A 15938-nucleotide genomic window follows, 5' to 3' on the forward strand; every position below is an offset into this window, starting at 1 on the left:
GTGTGATGCACACCGCGTCCCGGAGACCCGAAGCGCCGGGGCCCGTGTGGTAATTTGAAAGAGCAAATGTTCCTTTTTTAATTCCGTCCCGTGAGGCGGGGAAAGGGGAGACGAGCGATGACTTCTGTTCCGGAATCACCGGTACCGGCGACGGTTCAGCTGAGCCGCGTCGTGCTCAGCCAGGCCGACATCGACCGGGCACTCACTCGTATAGCCCACGAAATTCTCGAGTCCAACAAGGGCTCCCAGGACCTGGTCTTGCTGGGCATCCCGCGCCGCGGCTACCCGCTGGCCGTCCGGCTCGCCGCGAAGATCGCCGCCGCCGATCCGTCCGTGGATCCCGCCGCCATCGTCGGCCAACTCGACGTCACCATGTTCCGTGACGACCTCTCGCACCAGCCCACGCGGCCCCCTTACCCCACGCAGCTCCCGCGCACCGGCATCGACAACAAGGTCGTGGTCCTCATCGACGACGTCCTCTACTCCGGCCGCACCATCCGCGCCGCCCTCGACGCCCTCGTGGACCTGGGCCGGCCGAGGATCGTCCGCCTGGCCGTCCTGATCGACCGGGGCCACCGCGAACTGCCGATCCGCGCCGACCACGTCGGCAAGAACCTGCCGACCTCCTCCGCCGAGAAGGTCCGGGTCCGGCTCGAGGAAACCGACAGCGCGGACGGCCGCCCCGTCAACGAGGTCGTCATCGAGGCAGCCGTCGAGGCCACCGCATGAGGCACCTGCTTTCCACCGGGGACCTCAGCCGCGCAGACGCGATCCGCATCCTCGACACCGCGGAGGAAATGTCCGCCGTCGGCGACCGCGAGGTCAAGAAACTCCCCGCCCTCCGCGGGCGCACCGTGGTCAACCTCTTCTTCGAGGACTCCACCCGCACCCGGATCTCCTTCGAGGCCGCCGCCAAGCGGCTGTCCGCGGACGTGATCAACTTCGCCGCCAAGGGCTCCTCCGTTTCCAAGGGCGAATCCCTCAAGGACACCGCCCAGACCCTCGCCGCGATGGGCGCGGACGCCGTCGTCATCCGGCACTGGGCCTCCGGCGCCCCGCACCGGCTCGCCGCCACGGACTGGATCGACGCCGGCGTCATCAACGCCGGCGACGGCACCCACGAACACCCCACCCAGGCCCTGCTGGACGCCTTCACCATGCGCCGGCACTGGTCGAAGCTCGCCGGCGTCCCTTCCACCGGGGCGGACCTGACCGGGATGCGCGTCGCGATCGCCGGCGACGTCCTGCACTCCCGGGTGGCCCGCTCCAACGTCTGGCTGCTGCGCACCCTCGGCGCAGAGGTCACTCTCGTCGCGCCGCCCACGCTGCTGCCCATCGGCGTCGAACACTGGCCCTGCACCGTCAGCTACGACCTGGACCAGACCCTCGCCGGCGGCGTCGACGCGATGATGATGCTCCGGGTCCAAGGGGAGCGGATGAACGCCTCGTTCTTCCCCACCACCCGGGAGTACTCCCGCCGCTGGGGCTTCGATGACAACCGCCTCCGCGCCCTGGACACCCTGGGCCTGAAGGACACCATCATCATGCACCCCGGCCCGATGAACCGCGGCTTGGAGATCTCCTCCGCCGCCGCCGATTCGCCGCGCTCCACCGTCCTGGCCCAGGTCCGCAACGGCGTGTCCGTCCGGATGGCCGCCCTGTACCTGCTGCTCTCCGGCGACACCCGCGAGCCAGCCCCCACCCACTCCAAGGAGAGCCACTGATGGCACCGCAGCACCAGACCGGCAGCTACCTCATCCGTGGCGCCTCGATCCTCGGCGGCCCGGCCGAAGACCTGCTGATCCGCGACGGCGTCATCGCCGCCCGCGGCACCGACCTCGCCAACGACGACGGCGTCACCGTGATTGATGCGCACGGCCTCGTCGCACTGCCGGGCATGGTGGACATCCACACCCACCTGCGCGAACCCGGCCGCGAGGACGCCGAAACGGTCGAGACCGGCACCCGCGCCGCCGCCCTGGGCGGCTACACCGCCGTCCACGCCATGGCCAACAGCAACCCCGTTGCGGACACCGCCGGCGTCGTCGAACAGGTCTTCAGCCTGGGCCGCACCGCCGGCTGGGCCGACGTCCGCCCGGTCGGCGCCGTCACCGTCGGCCTGGCCGGCGAGCAGCTCGCCGAACTCGGCGCCATGGCGGACTCCCGGGCCCGGGTCAGGGTCTTCTCCGACGACGGCATCTGCGTCAGCGACCCGGTCCTGATGCGCCGCGCCCTCGAATACGTCAAGGCGTTCGACGGCGTCGTCGCCCAGCACGCGCAGGAACCCCGGCTCACCGCCGGGGCCCAGATGAACGAGGGCGCCGTCTCCGCCGTCCTCGGCCTCGCCGGCTGGCCCGCGGTGGCCGAGGAAAGCATCATCGCCCGCGACGTCCTGTTGGCCCAGCACGTCGGCTCCCGCCTGCACGTCTGCCACGTCTCCACCGCCGGGTCGGTCGAGATCATCCGCTGGGCCAAGTCCCGCGGCATCAACGTCACCGCCGAGGTCACCCCGCACCACCTCTGGCTCACCGACGAACTGGTCCGCAGCTACGACCCCGTCTACAAGGTCAACCCGCCGCTGCGCACCGACGAGGACGTCCAGGCCCTGCGCGCCGCCCTCGCCGACGGCACCATCGACGTGGTCGGCACCGACCACGCCCCGCACCCCAGCGAGCACAAGGAGTGCGAGTGGGCGCAGGCGGCCATGGGCATGACCGGGCTGGAGACCGCCCTCTCCGTCGTCCAGCACACCATGATCGAAACCGGCCTGATGGACTGGGCCGACTTCGCCCGCGTGACCTCCACCACCCCCGCCGCGATCGGCCGGGTGGAAGACCAGGGCCGGCCGCTGGAGGCCGGGGAACCCGCGAACGTCATCCTGGTGGACGCGGCTGCGCGCTGGAGCGTTGACCCTTCTAAGATGGCAACCATGGGCCGCAACTCTCCATTCGCCGGCCGGGAACTCCCGGGCAAGGTGATGGCCACCTTCCTGCACGGCCACCCGACCGTCCTCGACGGCGCGCTGAACACCCCCTACCGCTGGGACGCCGCGGACACGGCGGGGCGCCCCTGATGGTCAAGGAACTCTCGCTGCTCCTGGTTTTGGTCCTGGTGGCCGTGGCGCTGGTGCTGATCGGGCTGGGCTGGCGCAACCGGCTCCGACGCCAGGCGGACATCCCGGCGCTGCCCGAGGCCCCCGACGCGCTTGGCCCGGCCCTGGCCGAGGCCGAGGGCCAGTACGTGGCCACCACCACCGCGGGGGACTGGCTGGACCGGATCGCCGTCCATGGGCTCGGCCTGCGCACCAACGCCGGCCTCTCCGTGCACCGCGACGGCGTCCTCTTTGACCGCGCCGGCGCGGGTCCGCTCTTCATCCCCGTGGAATGCCTTACCGGCGTACGCCAGGAAAGCGGCATGGCCGGCAAGTTCGTGGAACAGGACGGGCTCCTGGTCCTGAGCTGGATGCTCGGGACCCGCGAGCTGGATACCGGATTCCGCAGCCGCCGCGCCGAGGACAAGACCGCCCTCCTGACCGTTCTCAATGATTTGATCTCCGCTGCCCCCCAGGCAGAAGCCGAAAGTGGAAAGTAACGACGTGACGCAACCAGTGATCGCAACAGAGCAAGACAAGTCCGAGTCCGGGACCGCCGCCGGCGTCCCCGCCGCGCCGGAGCCCGCCGTGCTTGTCCTCGAGGACGGCCGCATCTTCCGCGGCCGCAGCTACGGCGCCACCGGCACCGCCCTCGGCGAGGCCGTCTTCGCCACCGGCATGACCGGCTACCAGGAGACCATTACGGATCCCTCCTACGCCCGCCAGCTCGTGGTGCAGACCGCGCCTCACATCGGCAACACCGGCGTCAACAAGGACGACGCCGAGTCCCGCCGCATCTGGGTGGCCGGCTACGTCGTCCGCGACGCCGCCCGCCGCCCCTCCAACTGGCGCTCCGAGCGGAGCCTGGACGAGGAGCTCACCGAGCAGGGCGTTGTCGGCATCCAGGGCGTGGACACCCGCGCCATCACCCGCCACCTGCGCGAACACAAGACCATGCGCGCCGGCATCTTCTCCGGCGACGCCGCCCGCGCGACGGACAAGGAACTGGTCGACGCCGTCCTCGCCAGCGCCCCCATGGAAGGCTCCCGCCTGGCCGAGGAGGTCAGCGTCGACGAGGCTTACACGGTCGAGCCCGCCGACTGGGGCTGGGAAGGCGAGCCGCGGTTCAGCATCGCCGCGATCGACCTTGGCATCAAGCGCATGACCCCCATCCGGTTCGCCGAGCGCGGCGTCCGGGTCCACGTCCTGCCGGCCACCGCCACCCTGGAGGACGTCAAGGCCGTCAACCCCGACGGCGTCTTCATGTCCAACGGCCCCGGCGACCCCGCCACCGCCGACACCCAGGTGGGCCTGCTCCGCTCCGTGCTGGACGCCAAGCTGCCCTACTTCGGCATCTGCTTCGGCAACCAGATCCTCGGCCGTGCGCTCGGCTTCGGCACGTACAAGCTGCGCTACGGCCACCGCGGGATCAACCAGCCGGTCATGGACCGCGCCACCGGCAAGGTCGAGATCACCTCGCAGAACCACGGCTTCGCCGTCGACGCCCCGCTGGCGGGCGACACGGTGGCCCCCGAGGAGCGCTTCGGCCGCGTCCAGGTCAGCCACGTCAGCCTCAACGACGACGTCGTCGAGGGCCTGAACTGCCTGGACATCCCCGCCTTCTCGGTCCAGTACCACCCCGAGGCGGCCTCCGGCCCGCACGACGCCGCCTACCTCTTCGACCGCTTCATCGACCTGATGGAGAGCACGAAGACCGCGGCCGCGAACGTCGGCACCACGACCTCCACCGACTCCAAGACTGAGGACAAGAAGTAATGCCCAAGAGAACTGACCTGAAGAGCGTCCTGGTCATCGGTTCCGGCCCGATCGTGATCGGCCAGGCGGCCGAATTCGACTACTCCGGCACCCAGGCACTGCGCGTCCTCAAGGACGAAGGCCTGCGCGTCATCCTCGTCAACTCCAACCCGGCCACCATCATGACCGACCCGGAGTTCGCCGACGCAACCTACATCGAACCGATCACCCCCGAGGTGGTCGAGAAGATCATCGCCAAGGAACGCCCCGACGCCGTCCTGCCCACCCTGGGCGGCCAGACCGCGCTGAACACCGCGATCGCCCTGGACAAGAACGGCGTCCTGGAGAAGTACAACGTCGAACTGATCGGCGCCAACATCGCCGCGATCGAACTCGGCGAAGACCGGGAAAAGTTCAAGGGCGTCGTGGAGCGCTGCGGCGCCGAATCGGCCCGCAGCCACATCATCCACACCATCGACGAGGCCCTCACGGCCGCCGAAGACCTGGGCTACCCGATGGTGGTCCGGCCCTCCTTCACCATGGGCGGCCTCGGCTCCGGCCTCGCCTACGACGAGGGCGACCTGCGCCGCATCGTCGGCCAGGGCCTGCAGTACAGCCCCACCACCGAGGTGCTGCTCGAAGAGAGCATCCTCGGCTGGAAGGAGTACGAGCTCGAGATGATGCGCGACAAGAACGACAACGTCGTGGTGGTCTGCTCGATCGAGAACTTCGACCCGGTGGGCGTCCACACCGGCGACTCCATCACCGTCGCCCCGGCCCTGACCCTGACCGACCGCGAGTACCAGCGGCTGCGCGACATCGCGATCGCCGTCATCCGCGAGGTCGGCGTCGACACCGGCGGCTGCAACATCCAGTTCGCCGTCGAACCCGACACCGGCCGCGTCGTCGTCATCGAGATGAACCCGCGCGTCTCCCGCTCCTCGGCCCTGGCCTCCAAGGCCACCGGCTTCGCGATCGCCAAGATCGCCACCAAGCTCTCGCTCGGCTACACCCTGGACGAGATCCCGAACGACATCACGCAGAAGACCCCGGCGTCCTTCGAGCCGACCCTGGACTACGTCGTCGTCAAGGTCCCGCGCTTCGCGTTCGAGAAGTTCCCGGCCGCGGACCCCACGCTGACCACCACCATGAAGTCCGTGGGCGAGGCCATGGCGATGGGCCGCAACTTCACCGAGGCCCTGCAGAAGGCCCTCCGCTCCCTGGAGCAGAAGGGTTCGCAGCTGGACTTCACCCCGGTCCCGGAGTGGGAGGTTGCGGAACTGGTCGAGAAGGCCAAGCGCCCCACCACCGACCGCCTGCACCAGGTCCAGCGCGCCCTGCTGGGCGGCGCCACGGTGGAGCAGCTCTTCGAGGCCACCAAGATCGACCCGTGGTACCTGGACCAGCTGCAGCTGCTCAACGAGATCTCCCTCGAGATCCGCCAGTCCACCGCCCTGACCAAGGAGATGCTGCAGCGCGCCAAGCGGCACGGCTTCTCCGACGCCCAGATCGGCGCCCTGACGCACAACCCGGAGGCCGTGGTCCGCGGCGTCCGGCAGGCCCTGGACATCCGCCCGGTCTACAAGACCGTGGACACCTGCGCCGCCGAGTTCGCCGCGTACACCCCGTATCACTACTCCTCCTACGACGAGGAAGACGAGGTTGCGCTGCACGCCAAGCCCTCCATCATCATCCTCGGCTCCGGTCCGAACCGGATCGGCCAGGGCATCGAATTCGACTACTCCTGCGTCCACGCCTCGATGGCGCTGCGCAAGGCCGGCTACGAGACCGTCATGGTCAACTGCAACCCGGAGACCGTGTCCACCGACTACGACATCTCCACCCGGCTCTACTTCGAACCGCTGACCCTCGAGGACGTCCTTGAGGTCATCGCGGCCGAGGAACGCACCGGCGGCGTCATGGGCGTCTTCGTCCAACTCGGCGGCCAGACCCCGCTCAAGCTCGCCCAGCAGCTGGCCGACGCCGGCGTGCCGATCCTCGGCACCTCCCCGGAGGCGATCGACCTGGCCGAGCACCGCGGCGCCTTCTCCCGCGTCCTCGACGAGGCCGGCCTGATCGCCCCGAAGAACGGCACCGCCGTGTCCTTCGAGGATGCCAAGAAGATCGCCGACGAGATCGGCTACCCGGTCCTGGTCCGCCCGTCCTACGTCCTGGGCGGCCGCGGCATGGAGATCGTCTACGACGAGGCCAACCTCTCCCGCTACATCGCCAACGCCACCGAGATCACCCCGGACCACCCGGTGCTGATCGATCGGTTCCTCGAGGACGCCGTCGAGATCGACGTCGACGCCCTCTTCGACGGCAAGGACCTGTACCTCGGCGGCATCATGGAGCACATCGAAGAGGCCGGCATCCACTCCGGTGACTCCGCCTGTGTGCTGCCCCCGATCACCCTGGGCAACAACGTGATCGACCGGGTCCGGACCGCCACCCGGGCCATCGCCGAGGGCGTGGGCGTCCGCGGCCTGATCAACATCCAGTTCGCGCTGGCCTCCGACGTGCTCTACGTGCTCGAGGCGAACCCGCGCGCCTCGCGCACCGTGCCGTTCGTCTCCAAGGCCACCGGGGTGCAGATGGCCAAGGCGGCCGCGCTGATCGGCGCCGGCGTCACCATCAACCAGCTCCGCAGCGCCTACAAGATGCTGCCGGAGTCCGGTGACGGGTCCACCCTTCCGCTGGACGCCCCCGTCGCCGTCAAGGAAGCCGTGCTGCCGTTCAGCCGGTTCCGGACCCCCGAGGGCAAGGTGGTCGACTCCCTGCTCGGCCCGGAAATGCGCTCCACCGGCGAGGTCATGGGCATCGACAAGCACTTCGACACCGCCTTCGCCAAGAGCCAGGCCGGGGCCAACAACGCGCTTCCCACCGAGGGCAAGGTGTTCGTCTCCGTCGCCAACCGGGACAAGCGCGCCGTCATCATGGCGGTCAAGCGCCTCTCCGACCTCGGCTTCGAGATCGTCTCCACCGGCGGCACCGCCGACGTGCTGCGCCGCAACGGCCTGCAGGCCACCCCGGTCCGCAAGGTCGCCGAGGGCAGCAGCGCCGAGGGTGAAGGGACCATCGCGGACCTAATCGTCGCCGGCGAGATCGACATGGTCTTCAACACCCCCTCCGGTGGCGAGGCCCGCAGCGACGGCTACGAGATCCGCGCCGCCGCGACGTCCATCGGCATCCCCTGCATCACGACCGTGGCCGAGTTCAACGCCGCGGTGCAGGCGATCGAGGCGATGCGGACCTACGAATGGTCCGTCACCAGCCTGCAGGAGCACGCCGCGGCCCTCGCCGAATCGCAGGAAGCCGCCCGGACCGCGGCCCAGCATGCCTGAGCAGGGCACGGACACCACGGCCGGCCGGGAGTCCTTCGGCTCCCGGCTGGGCCGGGCCATGGCCGTGCGCGGCCCGCTCTGCGTCGGTATTGACCCGCACCCGGCGCTGCTGAGCGCCTGGGGCCTGAACGACGACGCCGCCGGCGTCGAACGTTTCTCGCTCACCGTGCTGGAGGCCGTGGGTCCGCTCGCCGCCGCGGTGAAGCCGCAGGTGGCGCTCTACGAACGGCACGGCTCTGCCGGCATGGCCGCGCTGGAACGCACCCTCGCCGAATGCACCGCCGGGGGAGTGCTCAGCATCGCCGACGCCAAGCGCGGCGACATCGGCTCCACCATGGCCGCCTACGCCGACGCGTGGCTGCGGGACGGCTCGGCCCTGGCCGCCGACTCCGTCACCCTTAGCCCCTACCTGGGCTTCGAATCGCTGCGCCCGGCCCTGGACCTCGCGGCTGAGGCCGGGAGGGGTGTCTTCGTCCTGGCTCTGACCTCCAACCCGGAAGGCGCCTCCGTGCAGCACGTGGGTGGGGCGGACTCCGTGGCCCGGCGGATCGTCACCGCAGCGGCCGGGGAGAACCGGCGCTACGACGGCGCCATGGGCTCCGTGGGCCTCGTCGTCGGCGCCACCGTGGGTTCGGCCCTGACCGACCTCGGCCTGGACCTGGAAGCCGTCCGCGGCCCCATCCTGGCCCCTGGCCTGGGCGCCCAGGGAGCCACTCCCGCCGACCTCAAGCGGACCTTCGGTGCCGCCTACGGCCAGGTCCTCGGGACCTCGAGCCGGGACATCCTGGCCGCGGGTCCGGACACCGCCGGCCTGCGGGCCGCGGCCCAGCGTACCCTCGACGGGCTGCGGACCGCCTGACACCGGGCTGAACCGCTCCCGTGCGGGTTCAGGGGGCGGTGAGGCCGGGGTCCTCCATTGCGTTCCTACGCTGCCAAAGGGTAGGTTCGGGAACAGCTACGCAGGGAGGACCCCAGTGAGTTTGCGACCCCTCACGCCGCAGGAGCGTGCCGATGCCCTGCGCAAGGCTGCCGCCGCCCGGGTTACCCGGGCCGAAGCCAAGGAGCGGCTGAAGTCGGGCCGGCTGTCCATCACCGAACTGCTCGGCGCCGCGGAAACGGACGAGGCGGTGGCACGCATGCGGGTGGTGGAACTGCTCGAGGCCCTGCCCGGCATCGGCCAGGTGCGTGCCGCGGCGATCATGGAGCGGCTCGGCATCGCGGCCTCCCGCCGGGTGCGGGGGCTGGGAACCCACCAACGCGCTGCGCTGGTAGATTTTATAGACGAGAAGCAGCCCCGTTCGAAATAAAGCACCGCTAAAGGAATATGTGAGCAAGAAACCCGGACTGACAGTCCTCGCCGGACCGACCGCCGTCGGCAAAGGCACCGTGTCCACCTACATCCGGGACAACTACCCGGGCGTCTGGCTCTCGGTCTCCGCCACCACCCGCGAACCGCGTCCGGGAGAGCAGGACGGCGTGCACTACTTCTTCAAGACCGCCGACGAGTTCGACGAGCTGGTGGCGAAGGGCGAACTGCTGGAATGGGCCGTGGTGCACGGCCGCAACCGCTACGGCACCCTCCGCTCCACCGTGGACGCCGCCATCGCCGAGGGACGCTCCGTCCTCCTGGAGATTGACCTGCAGGGCGCGCGCCAGGTCAAGCAGGCCGTCCCGGACGCACAGTTCGTCTTCCTGGCCCCGCCGAGCTGGGACGAAATGGTCCGCCGCCTGGTGGGCCGCGGCACGGAATCCGCGGAAGAACAGCAGCAAAGGCTGGAAACCGCTAAACTAGAACTTGCTGCTGAACCGGAGTTTGACCACACCGTGGTCAACGACGACGTTCGCCGTGCAGCTGACGAGCTTGTTTCACTCATGGGGCTGACCCCGAACCCGTAACCTCGGCCACGGGACGTATCGGCCCGTAAGAATTTGGAGAATTCGTGTCCACGAACCTTGAAGGCATCATCAACCCGCCGATCGACGAACTGCTGAAGGCAGCCGACTCGAAGTACGGCCTGGTGATCTTCGGTGCCAAGCGTGCCCGCCAGATCAACGCCTACTACGCTCAGCTGCACGAGGGCCTCTTCGAGTACGTCGGCCCGCTGGTCGACACCAAGCTGAACGAGAAGTCGCTGTCCATCGCCCTGCGCGAGATCAACGAAGGCAAGCTCGTTTCCACGCCGATCGAGGCCGCCGCAGAGTAAATGCTCTGCTGCCTGACGGAGGTCACGTGCGCATAGTCCTCGGAGTCGGGGGAGGGATCGCCGCCTACAAGGCGGCATCGCTCCTCCGGCTTTTTACTGAAGCCGGTCATGACGTCACCGTCATCCCCACCGACGCCTCCACCCGGTTCGTGGGGGTTGCCACCTGGGAGGCCCTCTCCGGGCACCCGGTGAGCAACAGCGTCTTCGACGACGTGCACACCGTCAACCACGTCCGGCTCGGCCACGAGGCGGAGCTGATCGTGGTGGCGCCGGCGACGGCCGACCTGCTGGCCCGCGCCGCCACCGGGCAGGCCAACGACCTGCTCACCAACACGCTGCTGATGGCCGGCGGGCCGGTCCTGATGGCCCCCGCCATGCACACCGAGATGTGGCGCCACCAGGCCACGCAGGCGAACGTCGAGACCCTGCGCTCCCGCGGCATCACCGTTCTCGAGCCCGACTCGGGTCGCCTCACCGGCGCCGACTCCGGCCCCGGCCGGTTGCCCGAACCCGCCGCGATCTTCGCCGCCGCCATGGCGCTGGCCGAATCCTCCGGCATCCCCGACGCCCCGGAGCGTGCTGCGGCCCCCGGCCCTGCCGGCCCCACAGCTTCCGGCCCCGGCCCGCTGGCCGGCACCAGGGTCACCATCAGTGCCGGCGGTACCCGTGAACCACTGGACCCGGTCCGATTCCTTGGCAACCGCTCCTCCGGGAAGCAGGGCGTGGCTCTCGCCGCCGCCGCCCGCGACGCCGGCGCGAAGGTCCGGCTGCTCGCCGCGCACATGGACGTCCCCGCGCCCGAGGGGGTCGACGTCGTCCGCGTGGAAACCGCGCTGGAACTCCGGCAGGCCGCCCTGCGCGCCTCCGCCGAGTCGGACGTCATCATCATGGCCGCCGCCGTCGCCGATTTCCGCCCGGCCGAAACCTCCGGGACCAAGATCAAGAAGCGCGACGATACCGCCGACCCGGTCATCACCCTGGTCCGCAACCCGGACATCCTCAAGGAACTGGTGGAGGTCCGCGACACCGCATCCCGCAACCAGCTGATTGTGGGCTTCGCCGCCGAGACCGGCGACGCCGACGGCGGGGTCCTCGAGTACGCCGAGGCCAAGTTGCGGCGCAAGGGCTGCGACCTCCTGGTGGTCAACCAGGTGGGCCGCGATGAGGTCTTCGGCCAGGACACCAATTCCGTAGTCATCCTTGCCCGCTCCGGCTCCGAACCCCAAGAGGCGTCGGGCAGCAAGTCCGATGTCGCTGCTGCCGTGATCGACCGCGTCAGCGCCGAGCTGAGCCGGGTGCAACCGCCCGCCTGACACCCGGCGTTAGCAAGGTCTCCCTCACCGGAGGTCACGCGCCGCTGTATGCCCGTTCCCAACCAGTAAGGTAGTTGAGTGACTTTACCGCTGCACATCCCAGACTTTCACGGGTCCACGCCCGCCTCGCTCCGGCTCTTCACCTCCGAGTCCGTGACGGAGGGACACCCGGACAAGATCTGTGACCAGATCAGCGATGCCATCCTCGACGCCCTGCTGGCCAAGGACCCTGAGTCCCGGGTCGCCGTCGAAACCCTCGCCACCACCGGCCTGGTCCACGTTGCCGGCGAGGTGACCACCGACGCGTACGTCGAGATCCCGCAGATCGTCCGCGAGACGATCCTGGGCATCGGCTACGACTCCTCCGCCAACGGCTTCGACGGCGCCCGCTGCGGCGTTTCGGTTTCCATCGGCCAGCAGTCCAACGACATCGCCGGCGGCGTCTTCAACTCCATCGAGGCCCGCGAAGGCCGCCAGGAGGACGACTACGACCTCCAGGGCGCCGGCGACCAGGGCCTCATGTTCGGCTACGCCAGCGACGAGACCCCCTCCTACATGCCGGTCCCGATCTGGCTGGCGCACCGGCTCTCCGAGCGCCTCACCGAGGTCCGCAAGTCCGGCCAGCTGGACTACCTGCGCCCCGACGGCAAGACCCAGGTGACCGTGGGCTACGACGGCGACCGTCCGGTCTCGCTCGAGACCGTCGTGATCTCCAGCCAGCACGCCGAGGGCGCCAGCCTTGACCAGCTCCGGGCCGACCTCGCCGAGCAGGTGGTGAACCCGGTGATGGCCATGTCCAACCTGGACACCTCCCGGTCACGCAACATCCTCAACCCCGCCGGTGCCTTCGTGATCGGCGGCCCGGTGGGCGACGCCGGCCTGACCGGCCGCAAGATCATCGTCGACACCTACGGCGGTATGGCCCGCCACGGCGGCGGCGCCTTCTCCGGCAAGGATCCGTCGAAGGTGGACCGCTCCGCAGCCTACGCCATGCGCTGGGTTGCCAAGAACGTGGTGGCGGCGGGCCTGGCCCGACGCGCCGAGATCCAGATCGCCTACGCGATCGGCCAGGCCCGCCCCGTGGGCACCTACGTGGAAACCTTCGGCACCGAGACCGTGGACCCGGCACGCATCAGCGAGGCGATCTCCGAGATCTTCGACCTGCGCCCGCGCGCCATCATCGACGCCCTCGACCTCAAGCGCCCGATCTACGCCAAGACCGCCGCGCACGGCCACTTCGGCCGCGACGAACCGGACTTCACCTGGGAGCGGCTGGACCGCGTGGACGCGCTGAAGGCCTTCTTCAACGCCTGATTCCACATTGTCAGTGCTCTGTGATGTGCTGTAGCCAGGCCGCCAACCGGCGGCCTGGCTACCTGTTTTAACCGGCCTTTTCGGCCGCGTCCGCAGCCTTTTGAATGCCGTTGTGCCGGCCCGAAGCACCTGGGAAAGGAGAGAGACCCGTGAGCGAGTCACGCCGCCCCGCCGCGCCGGAAGAACCCTTCCAGCTCTCCCTCCTGCAGGGCTTCCCGGCCTCCGCCGCCGCGGCGGGTCCCGCCCTGGCCGCCGAACTTCCCGTGGCACGGGTGCAGCTGGAGAGCTTCCTGCCGCACCTGGACCGGCCCTTTGACTACAGCGTGCCCGCCGACCTGGACGCTGCGGCCCGGCCCGGCGTTCGGGTGAAGGTCAAGTTTGGCGGGCAGGAGCTTGGCGGCTTCCTGCTGGAACGCGTAGCCGCCTCCGACGCCGGGCATGCGCTGGTGCCGCTGCACAAGGTGGTTTCCCCGGTGCCCGTGCTGACTCCCGGGGTGGCAGCGCTGGCGGAGCGCGTCGCGGCCCGCTACGCCGGCACCGTCAGTGACGTCCTGCGCGTTGCCGTGCCGCCGCGGATGGCGAGGCTGGAGAAGGAATTCGCCCCCGGCGGTGACCTGGACCCGGCTCTGTTTACCGAACCCGTGCCCGAGGATGCCGGGACTGAGGCACTCCCGCCGGACAAGGCGGCACCGGCGGCAGTTCTGCCGCCCTCGGGCTGGTCCGCCTACCGCAACGGCGGTGCGTTCCTGCAGCACCTGGGCGCGGGGGAGTCGCCCCGTGCGGTGCTCTCGGCGCTGCAAGGCTTCGGCCCCGCGGCGTGGCCCCGGCTGATCGCCGAAGCCGTCGCGGCCGTGCGCCGCTCTGGCCGGGGCGCCGTCGTCGTCGTACCCGACTACCGGGACCTGGACCGGGTGGAGGCGGCGCTCCTGGAGCTGCTGCCCGCCGCGGACGTGGCGCGGCTGACCGCCGACGACGGGCCCACCCCGCGCTACCGGAACTTCCTGCGGGTGCTCAGCGGGGCGGCAGGCGTCGTGGTCGGGACGCGGTCGGCCGCCTACGCCCCGGTGCACCGCCTCGGACTGGTGGTCTGCTGGGACGACGGGGACGACCTGCACATCGAACAACGGGCGCCGTACGCCCATGCGCGCGAGGTGCTCCTGCTGCGGGCGGTGCACGAAGGGGCGGCCTGCCTACTCGCCGGGCACGCCCGTAGCACGGAGACCCAGCGGCTGGTGGAGTCCGGCTGGGCACTTCCCGTCGAAGCGGACCGCACCGTGGTGCGCCGGACCGTGCCGCGTGTGGTGAATACCGCGGACAGCTTCGAGCAGGAGCGCGACCCGCTGGCCCGGATCGCCCGTCTCCCCGGCGCGGCATGGCGTGCGGCGAAGGAGGGCCTGGAACGCGGACCGGTACTGGTGCAGGTGGCCCGCGCCGGGTATGCGCCGTCGCTGGCGTGTGAGCGCTGCCGCGAACCGGCCCGCTGCACCGCCTGCAACGGCCCGCTGGCCATCAACGGACCCGCCGGCAGCGGCGCCGTCCCGGTCTGCCGCTGGTGCTCCACCGCGGCGGGTCATTGGCGGTGTGCCACCTGCAACGGCACTCAGCTCCGCCGGGGCGCCACCGGGGCGCTCCGGACCGCGGAGGAACTGGGCCGCGCTTTCCCCGGCAAACCCGTGCTGAACTCGTCCGGTGACCGGGTCCTGGCCACCGTCCCGGACACCAAGGCCCTCGTGGTCGCCACCGTGGGAGCCGAGCCCGTGGCGGCGGGCGGATACGCCGCCGCGCTACTGCTGGACGGAGATTCCCTGCTGCGCCGCGAGAACCTTAGGGCGGGCGAGGACGCCGTGCGCCGCTGGTTCAATGCCGCCGCCCTGGTCCGGCCCGCCGCCGATGGCGGCCTGGTGGTGATCACCGCCGACGACGCCGCGGGCGTGGGTGCGCTGCTGCGTTGGGATCCCGCCGGTTATGCCGGCCGGGAACTCGGACTCCGGCAGGAACTGTCGCTGCCCCCGGCGGTGCGGGTCGCGTCCCTGACCGGACCAAGGACGGCGGTCGGGCATTTCACCTCCGCCGTCGAGGCCGGCCTCGCGTCGCGGGGCATCACGCTGCGGACCGCCGGACCGGCGCCGCTTCCCGGCTCCGGGTTTCCGGCGCCGGGCGTGCCGGGTGCGGGGATTCCGGGTGCCGGTGGGCTGGGTGTCCAGGCCGGCGGCGCGTCCCGCGGCGAAGACGTCCGGACGCTGCTGTTCATTCCGTACGCCCAGGCAGCCGAAGTGACTAAGGCGCTGCGGGCCGTTAAGGCGGCCGCCGCGGCCAAGCGAAGCGACGACCCGGTGCAGGTCCGGCTCGACGGCGTGGACGTGCTGTAGATGACGCCCGTCCATGGCCCCGACGCCGTTGCCGCGGCGCTGCGTGACCTTGCCGCGGCCGAGAAGGTTGAGGACGGGGCGGAGCGTTGGTTCCGAAGCGTGTGGATGGCGGAGCAGCACCCCTGGCGGCAGATGTGTGGGTTTTTTCGCCCGACTACTTGAGACTCCTCGTGGTGGATCATCCCTGGCGAGGGCTGGTACCGCCGGGCGGGAAGGTGGAACCGGGGGAGACCTCCCGTGAGGGCGCCGTACGGGAGCTGGCCGAGGAGACCGGGCTCGTCCTTGAGGTCGCCGCGGTCCCGGCCTTCGCTGCTGTCCGGTCCTACCGGGACGACTGGCCGCCGACGCTGAACCTCTCCTACTGGTCGATCGCCAGCCCTGGGACGGCCCGCCTCGTTCCGGAGGCGGACCAACCCGCCCTGTGGGTTGACGTCGGCAGCGCTTGGAGGACTTACCACGCCAACGACGCACAGGTGATCTCGGGATTTGCGGAACGGAAGCGCCGCGAACAGCGACCCCTTTAGGCAGATCTGGAGTGCTCCCGTGAT

General features: G+C 70.2%; 14 protein-coding genes. All 14 read left to right on the top strand.

Annotated features, from left to right (window positions below; genetic code table 11):
* Positions 1 to 117 precede the first annotated feature (117 nt).
* The 14 genes from pyrR (at position 118) to AB0305_RS14970 (ending at position 15914) form a co-directional block, all read left to right on the top strand.
* The gene (gene pyrR, locus AB0305_RS14905) at positions 118 to 729 is read left to right on the top strand and encodes a bifunctional pyr operon transcriptional regulator/uracil phosphoribosyltransferase PyrR (protein WP_364135507.1); all 612 of its coding nucleotides are present in this window, start codon (positions 118 to 120) and stop codon (positions 727 to 729) included.
* Positions 726 to 1724 (top strand): aspartate carbamoyltransferase catalytic subunit, encoded by a 999-nt coding sequence (locus AB0305_RS14910; RefSeq protein WP_364135510.1) that lies wholly within the window; start codon positions 726 to 728, stop codon positions 1722 to 1724. The genes pyrR and AB0305_RS14910 overlap by 4 nt, the downstream gene beginning before the upstream one ends.
* Positions 1724 to 3073: a dihydroorotase gene (locus tag AB0305_RS14915; RefSeq protein ID WP_364135513.1), complete on the top strand. Its 1350-nt coding sequence runs from the start codon at positions 1724 to 1726 to the stop codon at positions 3071 to 3073. The genes AB0305_RS14910 and AB0305_RS14915 overlap by 1 nt, the downstream gene beginning before the upstream one ends.
* Positions 3073 to 3591: a hypothetical protein gene (locus tag AB0305_RS14920; protein WP_364135516.1), complete on the top strand. Its 519-nt coding sequence runs from the start codon at positions 3073 to 3075 to the stop codon at positions 3589 to 3591. The genes AB0305_RS14915 and AB0305_RS14920 overlap by 1 nt, the downstream gene beginning before the upstream one ends.
* Before the next feature lie 88 nt (positions 3592 to 3679).
* A complete protein-coding gene (gene carA / locus AB0305_RS14925) occupies positions 3680 to 4867 on the top strand; it encodes a glutamine-hydrolyzing carbamoyl-phosphate synthase small subunit (RefSeq protein ID WP_364135817.1) in 1188 nt (395 codons plus the stop codon).
* Entirely contained in the window at positions 4867 to 8190 is a 3324-nt protein-coding gene (gene carB, locus AB0305_RS14930; RefSeq protein ID WP_364135519.1) for a carbamoyl-phosphate synthase large subunit, read from the top strand. Before carA ends, carB begins: the two co-directional genes overlap by 1 nt.
* Positions 8183 to 9049 carry an orotidine-5'-phosphate decarboxylase gene (gene pyrF / locus AB0305_RS14935; protein WP_364135522.1) on the top strand — a complete coding sequence of 289 codons (867 nt, stop codon included), beginning with the start codon at positions 8183 to 8185 and terminating at the stop codon, positions 9047 to 9049. The genes carB and pyrF overlap by 8 nt, the downstream gene beginning before the upstream one ends.
* A 115-nt stretch (positions 9050 to 9164) precedes the next feature.
* Entirely contained in the window at positions 9165 to 9497 is a 333-nt protein-coding gene (mihF, locus tag AB0305_RS14940) for an integration host factor, actinobacterial type (RefSeq protein WP_364135525.1), read from the top strand.
* A 19-nt stretch (positions 9498 to 9516) separates the two neighbouring features.
* Positions 9517 to 10086 carry a guanylate kinase gene (gmk, locus tag AB0305_RS14945; protein WP_290257752.1) on the top strand — a complete coding sequence of 190 codons (570 nt, stop codon included), beginning with the start codon at positions 9517 to 9519 and terminating at the stop codon, positions 10084 to 10086.
* Positions 10087 to 10130: 44 nt separating this feature from the next.
* Positions 10131 to 10394: a DNA-directed RNA polymerase subunit omega gene (gene rpoZ, locus AB0305_RS14950; protein ID WP_138769242.1), complete on the top strand. Its 264-nt coding sequence runs from the start codon at positions 10131 to 10133 to the stop codon at positions 10392 to 10394.
* A 26-nt stretch (positions 10395 to 10420) separates the two neighbouring features.
* Positions 10421 to 11707: a bifunctional phosphopantothenoylcysteine decarboxylase/phosphopantothenate synthase gene (locus AB0305_RS14955; RefSeq protein WP_364135529.1), complete on the top strand. Its 1287-nt coding sequence runs from the start codon at positions 10421 to 10423 to the stop codon at positions 11705 to 11707.
* A gap of 78 nt (positions 11708 to 11785) precedes the next feature.
* Positions 11786 to 13021 carry a methionine adenosyltransferase gene (gene metK / locus AB0305_RS14960; protein WP_290257755.1) on the top strand — a complete coding sequence of 412 codons (1236 nt, stop codon included), beginning with the start codon at positions 11786 to 11788 and terminating at the stop codon, positions 13019 to 13021.
* A gap of 149 nt (positions 13022 to 13170) precedes the next feature.
* Entirely contained in the window at positions 13171 to 15390 is a 2220-nt protein-coding gene (locus tag AB0305_RS14965) for a primosomal protein N' (protein WP_364135533.1), read from the top strand.
* A 134-nt stretch (positions 15391 to 15524) separates the two neighbouring features.
* Positions 15525 to 15914, top strand: coding sequence for an NUDIX domain-containing protein (locus tag AB0305_RS14970; RefSeq protein ID WP_364135535.1), 390 nt, complete (start codon positions 15525 to 15527; stop codon positions 15912 to 15914).
* Positions 15915 to 15938: the final 24 nt, after the last annotated feature.

The sequence above is a fragment of the Arthrobacter sp. NPDC080086 genome (assembly GCF_040702285.1).

Excerpts from the sequence above, each read along its gene's own strand:
- AB0305_RS14910 (WP_364135510.1), top strand. The coding sequence starts at position 726 with ATGAGGCACCTGCTTTCCACCGGGGACCTCAGCCGCGCAGACGCGATC.
- AB0305_RS14920 (WP_364135516.1), top strand. The coding sequence starts at position 3,073 with ATGGTCAAGGAACTCTCGCTGCTCCTGGTTTTGGTCCTGGTGGCCGTG.
- carB (WP_364135519.1), top strand. The coding sequence starts at position 4,867 with ATGCCCAAGAGAACTGACCTGAAGAGCGTCCTGGTCATCGGTTCCGGC.
- pyrR (WP_364135507.1), top strand. The coding sequence starts at position 118 with ATGACTTCTGTTCCGGAATCACCGGTACCGGCGACGGTTCAGCTGAGC.
- pyrF (WP_364135522.1), top strand. The coding sequence starts at position 8,183 with ATGCCTGAGCAGGGCACGGACACCACGGCCGGCCGGGAGTCCTTCGGC.
- AB0305_RS14915 (WP_364135513.1), top strand. The coding sequence starts at position 1,724 with ATGGCACCGCAGCACCAGACCGGCAGCTACCTCATCCGTGGCGCCTCG.